This window comes from Alphaproteobacteria bacterium (assembly GCA_030680745.1).
Lineage (GTDB): Bacteria > Pseudomonadota > Alphaproteobacteria > JAUXUR01 > JAUXUR01 > JAUXUR01.
The window spans coordinates 22,174-34,756 of record JAUXUR010000045.1 but is presented as its reverse complement, the minus strand read 5'-3'; the positions used below and the strand labels follow the sequence as shown (position 1 = coordinate 34,756).

Below are 12,583 nucleotides of genomic sequence, written 5' to 3'. Positions count from 1 at the left end.
AGTTTAAGACCCTCGAACCGGCACGGAGTGTACTTAAGTACATGAGTACAGGAATGCGCAGATCTGACGACAAATTTGGCCATAATCTGACCAGAGGCAAGTTACTATTCGTCGTTGCTGGCTTGCTTATTAACAACAACCAGCAATGTCTTATCACTCAACGCCCAGCTGACAAAAAAATGGCTGGGTTTTGGGAATTTCCTGGCGGTAAACTAGATGTGGGCGAGCATGCTGAAGAGGCACTCATCCGTGAATTACACGAAGAATTAGGCATTGATGTATTAATTCAAAATATTAAGCCACTTACCTTTACAACCCATCATTATCCTGATTTCTATCTTTTTATGCCTTTATTTCAAATCAATCATTGGCATGGAGTTCCACATTCAAAAGAAAACCAACAATTGGCTTGGGTTAAAATTCCAGATTTAAAAAATTATAATTTGTTACCTGCAGATATACCTTTGGTAAGATTTTTAGAGAGGCATGAATTTTAAATTATAAATTTAATACAACATCAGGGCAACCTCATGAAAATTTATAAAAAATTAAGCTTTTTTACCTCTCCCCTTATGGGAGAGGTCGCCGCAAAGCGGCGGGTGAGGGGTGTTAAGATCACCTCTAATGCACCTCTTAAGTTATTGAATATACCTAAATAATTTGGAAATACCGATTTTTAGACATGAGATTTGAGGTGATTTTTTATGCCTAAATTTCCACACCTGAAATCTCCAGTTTCTAATATGGTGGCAAAGACAATTTTCAGCATCCGTTTAATTTGTACGGTGTGTTTTTTGAAATCTTTTTACATACTAAAACTATCCACAAATACCCCTCACCCGCCCCTTCGGGACGACCTCTCCCACAAGGGGAGAGGTAATCTGTTTTACCTGAAAAATCTCTATTCTTAAGAAATACTTAAAAAAATTCATGAGGTAACTTTGAATACAACATTAATTCATATTGACAAGTAAACTAAGTTTAGCTAAGCTAAAAATATAGGCAATATTATTTTTATGAGGATGTCATGCAATTTATTAATATCCATGATGCAAAAACAAATTTATCAAAATATCTAGAGCAAATATCTAGCAATCATGAACCCATTATTATTTGTAAAAATGGCAAACCCATTGCTCAACTAACAGAATACAAACAATTACCCACGCGCAGATTAGGATTATGGCATAATAAAATTACAATAAAAGAAGATTTCGATGATTTGCCAGCTAGTTTTAAAGATTATTTCGAATGAAATATCTACTAGATACATGTGTGCTTCTATGGGCGCTTGAGGGAAATCAAAAAAAACTTAACAAATTTTATGAACTCATTGAAGATTCCTCAAATTCTATTTTTGTAAGCGTCATAAGCTATTGGGAAATAGCAATCAAAAAAGCATTAGGTAAGCTTGTTGCACCTGATGATCTGATTGAAATTATAGAACAAACGGGTTTTTCTTGGTTACGCTTAGATATTTCGCATATTAAAGAGCTTGAAAAATTACCAATGCTCCATCACGATCCATTTGATCGACTTTTAATAGCACAATCAAATGCGACACAATTAAAATTATTAACGCTCGATGAAAAAATCTTGAATTATTATACTCAAAAACAATCAAATGCATTTTGATACGGCTTGACCCATATCCATAAACTTGCTAAGCCTTAACAAACTAAATTATTATAAATCAAGGAGAAGGCTCATGCGATTCCTATTAGCGCTTACGCTGCTTTTCTCTAACAATCTTATCCATCCAAATATAAATGATGCATTTTAACGACCCCAATCATTATGAAAGTTGCGATGATGATATCAAGATTGATAAAATGATCTAAGGTTGAATTCAGCATGACTAAAATAATTTCAACAAAAAATGCATTTCATTATATTTGGGGCAACAATTGCGATGGATATGTGCTAAAAAAAGATGGACATTTTTCTGTCATATCAGAAAAAATGCCACCAAATACTTCTGAAAAAAAACATCTTCATAAAGCAACGGAACAATTTTTTTATTGCTTAGAAGGCAATTTAACCATCGAATGTGAAAACGAAGAACACGTCCTTTCGGCACATGATGGCTATTTTATTGCCTCAGGCATTCCTCATAACGTAAAAAACAATTCAAAAATGACAACACGTTTTCTTGTTATTTCATCTTCAAATACACAAGATGATCGAATTGATTTGGAATGATTATAAAATATCCCACATGTTCAATATACATTGATATCGTCTACCATATACGTTTTCTATAGGCTGACACTCAAACCCTAATTTATTATAAAATCCAATAGATTCATCATCTGTTTCTGTAATAATTGATGCGACCTTAAAATTGCTCATGACACTATGTACAAGATGTCTGGCTATTCCTTTATATTGGTATTCGAGCTTAACACTTATATGTTTAATATTTATATTCAAACCAACAAGTTGAGTACCAATAATACCTATAAGATTATTATCCAACAAGCAACCAATAAGGTGATGATCTAAGGTTTTATAATTCTCTAGAACTGCATGAATTTTTGCGTTTGTTGGATTGCCAATACTCAATTTAATAATTTCATATAATTCTGGATGTGAAATATCAATAAATTGCGTACAAAGATTGGGATAGAGATCATGCATTAGTTGAATCATTATTAACTCTTACGAAACATTTTTAATAAAATCTCTTAAAGATTCAGCAACATAGCCTTTATATTCTGGAAATAAATCAATGCCATCACAAGATTTGATACGCGCAAAATTTAACGCAAAAGTAAAATGTTTTATTATTTGAGCTAATACAAAGGCTTCTTGAAGTTTATTATCAGTTCCATAATCTTTCCATTGCGCCAAATACGATTTTTGAAGCCTTAAACATACTTGATCATCTAATTGATGATTTCTTTTGGCGCTATCTAATACAGAGACAATCGAAAAAAAGGGATGTGCAATACTGGCATCTCCCCAATCATTAATAGTGATCCTATCCCCTTGAATGAGGATATTGTTATCATGAAGATCACCATGTTCAATGGTTTCAGGAATAGTGTAAGATGCTAATCGTTCACATAAAATTTGTAGTTTAGGTGTTAAATGTTCAAGAACATCAATTTCGAAAGACATTAAACCATCTGCCAATAACATCTCTTTTTGTTTTATAAAATCATTATAGAGTTGTGGCAGCTTTTCGAGCCTCCAATCATTAACGCCTATCGCTAAAAGTTTATCAACATATGGTATCGTTTTAATTTGAATGTCTGAATATATTTTTAAGACAGCACAATATAATTCCGCATTAAAATTTTCTTTTAAAATAGTGCGAAATGGAACCCCACAATCTTTCATTAAGAAGCATGATAAATCCTGATTTGAAGCAATAATGTCCGGTACTTTTTGAGTTATTTGAGCTGATAAAAACGATAGAACTTTGGGTTCAATAGAAAAATCCTTAGCCATTGATTTTAGAAAAATACAGCCCTTCGAGGTATCAATTTTGGTTACACAAGACCATGGCATATCACGGATAATCTGAGGTTCATTGAGAATCTTATATCCGTTAACGTTTAAATAATCTTCTGCCCATTGTATTATTATTTTTTGATTATTCTGCATACAATATTCCAGCATCCTTGGAATAAACTGCCCAGATATGAGGCAAAGTCTAGAAAAGGTGAGAACCGGAACGGCGTGTACTTGGGTACACGAGCACCGGAAGCGCAGACTTGACGACGAATTTGCCCATAGGTGGGTAGCTTACAGGTAATCAAGTCTAAACCGGCTGTTCCCCAGGTGTCGTTTTAGGTGATATTTCACCCTCATCATTACTTGTAGGTACTGAAGATTTTTTAGGCGCAGGTACGTCGCCTTCTGGTGTTACATAAGGTGTACGAACAATTTTTTCACCACGCAACAAAGCATCAATTTCTTCACCCGAAAGTGTTTCATATTCAAGTAAACTTTGCGCCAAAAGATGAAGTTTATCGATATTGTCTGTTAAAATCTGTTTGGCACGATTATACGCTGTTTCAATAACAAGTTTTACTTCTTCATCAACAAGTTGTGCTGTTGAATCGGACATATTTTTATGCGTTGTAATCGTCGCCCCTAAAAAGACTTCGCGGTCAGGTTCACCATACAGGATGGTGCCTAATTTATCGCTCATGCCCCATTCAGTCACCATTTTACGCGCCATGTTAGTAGCACCTGCAATATCACTTGAAGCACCGGTTGTGACTTGCGTTGGTCCAAAAATAAGCTCCTCAGCAACACGTCCACCCATGGCAACGCATATATCATCAAGCAATTTTTCTTTGGTTACAGAATAACGATCGCTTTCAGGCAAGCGCATGACCATGCCTAAAGCACGTCCACGTGGCACAATCGTTGCTTTATGGATAGGATCAGAAGATACACAATGGATTGAAACAAGAGCATGGCCGCCTTCGTGATAGGCTGTTAATTTTTTCTCTTTTTCAGTCATGACCATAGAACGACGTTCTGCGCCCATCATAACTTTATCTTTAGCTTCTTCAAATTCTGCCATAGATACGGTTGTGCGTCCCTTACGTGCAGCCAACAGAGCTGCTTCATTTACAAGATTAGCAAGATCAGCCCCTGAAAAACCAGGTGTACCACGCGCAATAACAAGTGGTTTGACATCACCTGCCAACGGTAATTTTTTCATATGGATCGAGATAATTTTTTCACGTCCGCCTACATCAGGATTAGGCACAATAACTTGACGATCAAAACGACCCGGCCTTAAAAGTGCGGGATCAAGAACATCTGGCCTGTTCGTTGCTGCAATCAAAATGACGCTTTCATTGGCTTCAAAGCCATCCATTTCAACAAGTAATTGATTGAGTGTTTGCTCGCGCTCATCATTACCGCCGCCAAGTCCTGCGCCACGATGACGACCGACCGCATCAATTTCATCGATAAAAATAATACAAGGAGCGTTTTTCTTACCTTGTTCAAACATATCGCGTACACGGCTTGCACCTACACCCACGAACATTTCAACAAAGTCAGAACCCGAGATCGAGAAAAAAGGAACATTCGCTTCACCAGCAATCGCACGCGCTAATAAGGTTTTACCTGTACCTGGAGGACCAACAAGAAGCACGCCTTTAGGAATCTTACCGCCCAAACGTTGAAATTTTTGAGGATCTTTTAAAAAATCAACAACTTCTTGAACTTCTTCTTTCGCTTCATCAATGCCTGCAACATCAGCAAAAGTCACACGACCTGGTTGCTCTGACATTAATTTTGCGCGTGATTTGCCAAAGCCCATAGCTTTGCCGCCACCACCTTGCATTTGACGCATGAAAAAAATCCAAACACCAATGAACAAAAGCATAGGGAACCAAGAAATAACAATACCCCAAAAAGAAGACATGCGATCTTCTTGCGCAGAAACCTCAACATTAGGGACGCCTTTATCAGTTAACACTTGAGCAAGATTTTTATCACCTTGCGTATTAACGATGAATTTTGTGCCATTATTATAATAACCGACAATACGGTTGCCTTGAATTTTAACACGACCAACTTCTTTGCTGTCAACTTTTGCCATAAATTGGGAATAAACGAGTGTATCAATAGGACCTTTATCACCAGAACCTTGAAAAATATTGAATAAAGCCACCATTAATAGGCCAATGATAAGCCAAATGGCCATATTGCGTCCGAAATTTGACACGCTGCGATCCCCTTATATTATATTTCCTTCTAGGCAATTCTTACGCCAAAGAGGAAGGAAATCAACTTTTAAAAAAACATCTATAGTACTATAACATAAGTGGGGAAGGTGAATAAACCCGTCAACCCCTTTTAAAACAGGAAATGAAAAAAAAGCTTTTTTTCTGTACGATTTAAGCCATATTGGGTCAACATTGTTTATGTTTTTACCTATTGGCTCTAAGCTATAACTCTGAGTATCCTTAAGATCGTATTTTATAAGATACCGATTGTCCCAAATACAAAATCCCTTACCCTTAAGAAGTTGTGGATTAGGCAAATGTCGATTTTCGCGAAAAATGTAAACAACATCTTTTCGTAATTCAATTAAACAATGCGCAAGTGTTATTTTTTTTGTATTTAATCGTAATTTTTCAACAATATTGCTTAAGGCATCATAACGTATTGGATTTTTATGTGCGCCAATGTTTTGAAGACATTTTTTAAGCAATAAAACTACTATATTTTGTGGTAATTGATGAAGAATATGCTGTTTAAATTGAGCATAGCCCTCTAAATGATAAATGATATGTTTGTCATGCAAATAATTGACTTCTTCATCGAGTGCATCTCGATAAAAACGAATACCATCAATTGTTTTTACTAAATATTCAGTATTCATTTCTATAGGTAATGACGGTATTAATTCATGGCGAATTTTGCTTCTTAAATATTTTTGATTGTTATTACTCGGATCATTCATCCAGATTTTTGCATTAAATCTTTGAAGCGTTTCGATTAAATTATTTTTTGTATGATGAAGCAAAGGTCTTACAAGATTAATGATTTTACCTTGCTGCACAACAGGCATCGATGCTAATCCATACCAAGTACTTTTGGCCAAAAGGCGCATTAAAAAAGTTTCAATTTGATCATCTTGATGGTGAGCTAAAAATAAATCTTGAATATTATGTTCAATACAGAAAAGCTCAAAAGCTTCGTATCGTTTAAGACGCGCCCATTCTTGAATTCCTGTTTTAGGTTTCGCGCCTTCTAATGTTAAAATATGATGCTCAATATTCAGCGCGTTACAAATATTTTTGACCCATAAAGCTTCCGCCAAAGATTCAAGACGAAGGCCGTGATCGCATGTGATCGCTACAAGAGTTCGATGATTTTTTTGTACCCATTCATGCAGCAATAACATGAGGCAAAGACTATCTGGGCCACCTGAAATAGCGATGGCAATTTTGGATCGTATCTGAGGATAAGAAGAAAGTATTGAGGTAAAATCTTGTGATTTGATCATGACTTAATTTAAATAAACTTGTCATGCTCTTCGAGCATGTATTTTGATTTGGATCCTGAATCTGCGTATGAAGCTTTGCTTCAACGCGTTCAGGAAAACGAGGATGTGGTGATGGCTAAGAGGCCCTTATGTGTTTTCAATGCTCCAGACTTTTGTCAGCAATATTAACTATTCAGATTTTGAAACAAAGTCTAGATGGCACAATTTACATACCTGCATTATTTCAAAATGTGGGTAGGAAGTCGAGGGTAAGCAAGCGGAGTGTATCTTTTCATACATGAGCATTGCGAATCCCGAAGTCTGACGACCTCCACAGTTTGAAAGAAAAAGGTATATTAGATCCACTTTGCAGATAAAGGCAAACGCTCTTCATGGATTTGATTCAACGCCGGTAAAATTTCTTCAATTGTATCAACAAAAGTGAACAATTTTGAATGACTTGGATGCGCATAACCTTCTGAAATTGAATGGTCAATAAGCGTCTTTAAAGGATCCCAATAATGATTAATATTAACAATGATAACAGGCTTATCATGCAAATGAAGCTGTTTCCATGTTAAAATTTCAAATAATTCATCCAATGTTCCAAAACCACCAGGCAAAATAACAAAACCATCTGATTTTTGAAACATTAATTCTTTACGAAGATGCATTGAATCAACAACAATAAGTTCAGAAATGCCTTCGTGACCTACTTCACTTTTTTCAAGATGACCAGGGATAATACCTGTGACTTCTCCGCCTGTTTGCATTACTGAATCTGCAATAATACCCATTAAGCCAACGCGTCCGCCACCATAAACAAGACGGATATTTTTTGAAGCAAATAATTTGCCTAAATTAGTTGCTGCTTGACGATGTTCTTCACGTCCACGCGCAGAAGAACCACAAAACACACATAAGGCATTTATCTGTAATTCTGTTTGTTGATTTGTATTTAAATGGGTAATTTGCGTCATAGTTCTTTACTATCCTTATTTTAAGTTATTTTTTAAATTTACTAAAAATTTTAAACAAATTCAAGAAATGCTTTGATTGTTTATCCATTTATTTTTTGATAACCTTTACACAAGATTAAATAAAATAAAATGAGGAAACCACAATGAATAGACAATACCCTAAAATCTTATTGATTTGCTTAAGTTTCTTACTAACACATAACACATGTTTTGCCACTTTATTTGATGGGCATCCATCAGGTAAAAAGAAATGCGAAGGTGGTTATTGGCCAACATTTACAGATCAAAAACAAATTTTAAATCTTTTTGATGCAGATTGGGAAAAAATTACCCTTAAACATAAAGAGACTAAAATCAAAAAAACGTATTATTTTAATTTGATTGGTCTTCAAAAACCAGAGCAAATTGTACAAATGAGCAAGATGTCAGAAAGCGATCTACACGCTTTGCAAGGCAAAGAAGATATAGCTTTGGTGCCATATAGGCAGGACAAAAAAAATAGAGAAGAAGTTTGTCATTATGCATTTAGATTAAAAGGACAAGCAAATACACTTGTTCAAATAGCACGTGTTGAAACAGCAGAAGATCAAGAAAAGTTTACGCGGAATGGACTTTTATTGACAGGTCTTGATAGATATTTACATGATCTTGGCAATGCTCTTCCACATTTATTACCAGCGATTGGTTCAACAGTAACTGCTGTTATTGCAGGAGGAAAAGTCGTTGATGGTGGAATGCCCGCAACACCTGATATACTGCAAGGTGAGTTAAGCGAAATTATTACACCTGCAACAACAGCTGCAGATGAATGGGCCCTTTTTCTTAATGCTTTATTAGGGTTAAACGATGATGAAGATGCACAAGTCTGAATAGCATAAAGTTAATATATTTGGGTGCAATTGTTATACCCCAATGATTTGGAAATGCCGATTTTTAGGTATGAAATTTGAGGTGATTTTTGATGCCTAAAATTTCGACAGATAATCGGTTTACCTTAGAAATTTTTGGTTTAAAAAGCGACCAAAGGTCATCGTCTAAAAAGGGTAGTTTCAGATTATTTGGGTATATACCCAAATTCAAAAGATCATCTATAATTTAAGCATTTTATTTCATCAATTAAAGAAAATGCTGTCCGCAAAAAAAATGGACAAATTTCACGCTTATTTTCATCAATGCCTATATGAAGTCCATATTCAATGCTTAAAAGAAAATCAAAAAGGGGCACTTTTGTATAAAGAGTATTTTCTATTTCGTTAACATTGATTTGAGGGCCTTTTAAAAAATAAATACTGGTTTTCGTATTATAATCATAAAAATTATTGGACCGAACGAGATCTTGATTTTCAAGATCGAATTTTCCTAAACCCTCCTTCTCTAAATATTCAGAAAGCCATATATGTCGAGACATATCTTTAGGGGCAGCGAAAGACTCAAATACAAGCATATTTTTTTTATCCTCCATGCCAATTTTGACTAAGCAAGAATCTTCCTTTGTCTGATCGTCATAAACAACTGGAATCACAAAAGTATGGAGCATGTTTTGCGGCAAATCTTCTAAATGACTTGTGAATTTCGAAAAATGTTTAGTGTTTTCTAATGAAAATTGATCAGAAAATTCTTCTAATGCAACAATTGCTAATGTATCAAGTCTATCTAAAGTTTCATTTATACAAATTTTAGGGCATTTTTCTTCATCTATTTCCGATTCATCATCTTCTTCCGATTCGTCTGAATCACTTTCCACAATAAAACAATCTCTAACATATTTTTGATAATCTGCAATTATCTCATCTAAGGAAGTATGATTCTTAACATAGGTATAATGAAATGAAATAATATTTTTTACATTTTTACAATTTTTACGTACTTTTTCAACTTCCCCTTTATAATTATCGATAAAAATTAAATTTTCTATTTTTGGCAATCTTATTATTTCTCGAATATCATTTATTTCTTGAATCAGCACATCAATTTTTTGTGCTTTTGTGCTATTTCTAGCGCTTGTATGGCCTTTATGTTCTGGAAATTGTGAAAAAAAATCAAAATGCGCACCTCTAAACAGACCCATAAAACTTTTTGAAAAATCAATATCTTCTTTTTTCATTAATTGTAATCTTTGATCATTTCGTACAAATTCTGAAGCTGTACATGTAAAAGCAGTATATCCTTTTTCTTGAATATTATTAATAAAGGTGGCCGTATTTTTTTCAACCAATTGAATTTCATGATTCATTTTATACCAAAGGCGATCAATATGCGTCATAAAAGTACTAATTGGAATTTTAAAATGATCAGCAACTATTTGCGCATGGTCTTTTTGTTCTCTAACCAATTCTTGATTAAGTATGTGTTTTGCTTCAACAGTAATAGTGCCATCAATATCGAATACAAAGGCTGTGTTTTGAGCTTCAAAAGCATCTTCATCAATATTTTCTTTATAGTTAATTTTGATATTTTCAATAATTGAAAAAATGTCATTAATTGTTTTCAATTCAATAATTCGTTTAAAAGGAATTGCATTTAAATTTAATGTAATTGTCGTAAAAAACAACAAAAAAATGGCTTTACTTTTAAAATAACGCATTATAACACCTTAAATAAATAAAAATAATCTAATATATTCTTTTGAATTTTTCAACAAATTAAAAAAATATTTCTATATTTTTTTAATCGATACCAATTTAAAACAATTATCTTTTTGATATAAAAAAATCTTTAAGAATATTTTGACATGCTTCTTCATGAACACCTCCAATAATTTCAGGCTGAAAATGACATGTGGATTGATCAAAAATTCTTGGCCCATGAATGATACCGCCGCCTTTTGGATCATAAGCACCAAAAATAACTTTATCAAGGCGCGCAAAGGAAATTGCTTGAGCGCACATAGGGCAAGGCTCTAATGTCACATAAAGAACATAACCATTAAGACGTTGCTGATTAAGAATACGACATGCTTCAGTAATGGCGCATATTTCGGCGTGCGCTATAGGATTTCCAGAGCATCGCATTTGATTATGTTGTGCCGTAATGATTTTACCGCTTTTTGGATCTAAAATGATTGCACCGATAGGCACTTCATCTTCTGAAAAAGCTCTAAACGCGTATTCTAAAGCGAATATCATGGGGCTATGGGTAAAATATTTCATATTCATGACATTCTTTTAATTTCAATGGATTTATGGTAGCACTTATACATAATAGGTTATCGAAAGCTGTTCACATGCATGTTATTTCTATTGGTATATTGGGCATTATGGGTCGTATGGGTCAAGCAATTTCAGGCCTAATTCAAAAAGATCCTCAATTTCAACTTATTGGGGGGACATTGAATCCTGAATCCAATCATATTATTCACGAAACAAGTTTATGTTTATCAACAAGCCCAGATCTCATTTTTGAAAAATCAGATATATTAATAGATTTTACAAATCCCGAAACACTTATAAAACATTTAAATTTAAGTAAAATTTACAACAAACCAATCGTTATTGGTACAACAGGTCTTACAAAAAATCATCATGATTTTATTGATGAAGCCGCAGCAACAATTCCGATACTTTATGCGCCAAATATGAGTTTAGGTATCAATGTATTACATGCTTTAGTCGAAAAAGCAGCGTCAATTTTAGGGCCACAATTTGATATAGAGATTTTAGAAAAACATCATAATCAAAAAATTGACGCACCTTCAGGCACTGCACTTTCATTAGGGCAGGCGGCAGCAAAAGGACGTAACGTTAATTTTGAAGATCAATCCGTTTTAAATTGGGTAGGCCATCCTAAAAGAAAAGAAAATGAAATTGGCTTTGCAGTGCAACGCGGTGGCGATATGGCAGGTGAACATATTGTCTCATTTTTCGGCCCTCAAGAAAGAATAGAGCTAAGCCATTCTGCAAGCTCAAGACAAGTTTTAGCCTATGGCGCATTAAAAGCTGCATCGTGGATTTACCAAAAAAAACCAGGGCGGTACTCTATGATGGATGTCTTGAATTTAAAATGAAAAAAGAGAATATCATTTTGTTTTTTGATACACTTCAAAAACAAAACCCACATCCCAAAACAGAACTCTATTACAAAAGTCCTTTTACACTTTTAATCGCTGTTGTTTTATCAGCCCAAGCAACAGATTTGGGCGTCAACAAAGCAACAAAGCCTTTATTTGAGCATATTGAAACACCAGAAGACATTATAAATTTAGGTGTAGAAAATCTATCCAATTACCTTAAAAATCTCAATTATTACAAAACTAAATCAAAAAATGTTGTGGCACTTAGCAAAATCTTGGTTGAAAAACATGAAGGACTTGTACCCGAAAATAGAGAAGATTTAGAAGCTTTGCCAGGTGTAGGTCGCAAGACAGCAAATGTTATTTTAAACACTGCCTTTAACCAACCAACCATTGCCGTTGATACACATATTTTTCGCGTTTCTAATCGTACAGGCCTATCAATAGGCAAAACACCTTTGGCTGTAGAATTAGGATTAATTCAAAAAATACCCCAAAAATATTTACATGAGGCACATCATTGGCTTATTTTATTGGGCCGTTATATTTGCAAAGCACGCAAACCTGAATGTCCAAAATGCCCTGTTCGCTCTTTTTGCGACTATCCCGATAAAACGATTTAAAACT

The 12,583-nt window shown here is 34.5% G+C and carries 14 protein-coding genes; 7 read left to right on the top strand and 7 right to left on the bottom strand.

What is annotated here, in order from left to right; genetic code table 11:
* Positions 1-53 precede the first annotated feature (53 nt).
* From mutT to Q8L85_04940, 4 genes are all read left to right on the top strand, one after another.
* A complete protein-coding gene (gene mutT / locus Q8L85_04955) occupies positions 54-497 on the top strand; it encodes an 8-oxo-dGTP diphosphatase MutT (protein MDP1724033.1) in 444 nt (147 codons plus the stop codon).
* Positions 498-1,027: 530 nt separating this feature from the next.
* Positions 1,028-1,255 carry a type II toxin-antitoxin system Phd/YefM family antitoxin gene (locus Q8L85_04950; GenBank protein ID MDP1724032.1) on the top strand — a complete coding sequence of 76 codons (228 nt, stop codon included), beginning with the start codon at positions 1,028-1,030 and terminating at the stop codon, positions 1,253-1,255.
* On the top strand, positions 1,252-1,635 hold the full coding sequence (locus Q8L85_04945) for a type II toxin-antitoxin system VapC family toxin (GenBank protein ID MDP1724031.1): 384 nt from the start codon (positions 1,252-1,254) through the stop codon (positions 1,633-1,635). The genes Q8L85_04950 and Q8L85_04945 overlap by 4 nt, the downstream gene beginning before the upstream one ends.
* Before the next feature lie 219 nt (positions 1,636-1,854).
* Positions 1,855-2,202: a cupin domain-containing protein gene (locus Q8L85_04940; protein MDP1724030.1), complete on the top strand. Its 348-nt coding sequence runs from the start codon at positions 1,855-1,857 to the stop codon at positions 2,200-2,202.
* On the opposite strand, the gene Q8L85_04935 is transcribed toward Q8L85_04940, so the two are convergent.
* The 5 genes from Q8L85_04935 to Q8L85_04915 form a co-directional block, all read right to left on the bottom strand.
* The gene (locus Q8L85_04935) at positions 2,203-2,652 is read right to left on the bottom strand and encodes a GNAT family N-acetyltransferase (protein ID MDP1724029.1); all 450 of its coding nucleotides are present in this window, start codon (positions 2,650-2,652) and stop codon (positions 2,203-2,205) included.
* Positions 2,653-2,661: 9 nt separating this feature from the next.
* Positions 2,662-3,612 (bottom strand): phosphotransferase, encoded by a 951-nt coding sequence (locus Q8L85_04930; GenBank protein ID MDP1724028.1) that lies wholly within the window; start codon positions 3,610-3,612, stop codon positions 2,662-2,664.
* Positions 3,613-3,769: 157 nt separating this feature from the next.
* Positions 3,770-5,701, bottom strand: a complete 1,932-nt coding sequence (gene ftsH, locus Q8L85_04925; GenBank protein ID MDP1724027.1) for an ATP-dependent zinc metalloprotease FtsH — start codon at positions 5,699-5,701, stop codon at positions 3,770-3,772.
* Positions 5,702-5,713: 12 nt separating this feature from the next.
* A complete protein-coding gene (gene tilS, locus Q8L85_04920) occupies positions 5,714-6,988 on the bottom strand; it encodes a tRNA lysidine(34) synthetase TilS (protein ID MDP1724026.1) in 1,275 nt (424 codons plus the stop codon).
* Positions 6,989-7,323: 335 nt separating this feature from the next.
* Entirely contained in the window at positions 7,324-7,947 is a 624-nt protein-coding gene (locus Q8L85_04915) for a TIGR00730 family Rossman fold protein (GenBank protein ID MDP1724025.1), read from the bottom strand.
* Positions 7,948-8,090: 143 nt separating this feature from the next.
* Here Q8L85_04915 and Q8L85_04910 point away from each other — a divergent pair, with 143 nt between their 5' ends.
* The gene (locus Q8L85_04910) at positions 8,091-8,816 is read left to right on the top strand and encodes a hypothetical protein (protein ID MDP1724024.1); all 726 of its coding nucleotides are present in this window, start codon (positions 8,091-8,093) and stop codon (positions 8,814-8,816) included.
* 215 nt (positions 8,817-9,031) lie between these two features.
* Here Q8L85_04910 and Q8L85_04905 read toward each other — a convergent pair whose 3' ends face one another.
* Both Q8L85_04905 and Q8L85_04900 read right to left on the bottom strand, forming a co-directional pair.
* The gene (locus Q8L85_04905; GenBank protein MDP1724023.1) at positions 9,032-10,531 is read right to left on the bottom strand and encodes a DUF2608 domain-containing protein; all 1,500 of its coding nucleotides are present in this window, start codon (positions 10,529-10,531) and stop codon (positions 9,032-9,034) included.
* A 106-nt stretch (positions 10,532-10,637) separates the two neighbouring features.
* Complete coding sequence (locus tag Q8L85_04900) at positions 10,638-11,102, bottom strand: nucleoside deaminase (protein ID MDP1724022.1); 465 nt, start codon at positions 11,100-11,102, stop codon at positions 10,638-10,640.
* Between the two features lie 68 nt (positions 11,103-11,170).
* Between Q8L85_04900 and dapB the strand changes: the two genes are divergently transcribed.
* Both dapB and nth read left to right on the top strand, forming a co-directional pair.
* Entirely contained in the window at positions 11,171-11,950 is a 780-nt protein-coding gene (dapB, locus tag Q8L85_04895; protein ID MDP1724021.1) for a 4-hydroxy-tetrahydrodipicolinate reductase, read from the top strand.
* A complete protein-coding gene (gene nth / locus Q8L85_04890) occupies positions 11,947-12,579 on the top strand; it encodes an endonuclease III (GenBank protein ID MDP1724020.1) in 633 nt (210 codons plus the stop codon). Before dapB ends, nth begins: the two co-directional genes overlap by 4 nt.
* The last annotated feature ends 4 nt before the right edge of the window (positions 12,580-12,583 follow it).

Coding starts and splice junctions, on each gene's coding strand:
- Q8L85_04905 (MDP1724023.1), bottom strand. CDS start 10,531: ATGCGTTATTTTAAAAGTAAAGCCATTTTTTTGTTGTTTTTTACGACA.
- Q8L85_04935 (MDP1724029.1), bottom strand. CDS start 2,652: ATGATTCAACTAATGCATGATCTCTATCCCAATCTTTGTACGCAATTT.
- Q8L85_04950 (MDP1724032.1), top strand. CDS start 1,028: ATGCAATTTATTAATATCCATGATGCAAAAACAAATTTATCAAAATAT.
- dapB (MDP1724021.1), top strand. CDS start 11,171: ATGCATGTTATTTCTATTGGTATATTGGGCATTATGGGTCGTATGGGT.
- Q8L85_04940 (MDP1724030.1), top strand. CDS start 1,855: ATGACTAAAATAATTTCAACAAAAAATGCATTTCATTATATTTGGGGC.
- Q8L85_04910 (MDP1724024.1), top strand. CDS start 8,091: ATGAATAGACAATACCCTAAAATCTTATTGATTTGCTTAAGTTTCTTA.
- Q8L85_04945 (MDP1724031.1), top strand. CDS start 1,252: ATGAAATATCTACTAGATACATGTGTGCTTCTATGGGCGCTTGAGGGA.
- Q8L85_04930 (MDP1724028.1), bottom strand. CDS start 3,612: ATGCAGAATAATCAAAAAATAATAATACAATGGGCAGAAGATTATTTA.
- Q8L85_04915 (MDP1724025.1), bottom strand. CDS start 7,947: ATGACGCAAATTACCCATTTAAATACAAATCAACAAACAGAATTACAG.
- mutT (MDP1724033.1), top strand. CDS start 54: ATGCGCAGATCTGACGACAAATTTGGCCATAATCTGACCAGAGGCAAG.
- Q8L85_04900 (MDP1724022.1), bottom strand. CDS start 11,102: ATGAATATGAAATATTTTACCCATAGCCCCATGATATTCGCTTTAGAA.
- nth (MDP1724020.1), top strand. CDS start 11,947: ATGAAAAAAGAGAATATCATTTTGTTTTTTGATACACTTCAAAAACAA.
- tilS (MDP1724026.1), bottom strand. CDS start 6,988: ATGATCAAATCACAAGATTTTACCTCAATACTTTCTTCTTATCCTCAG.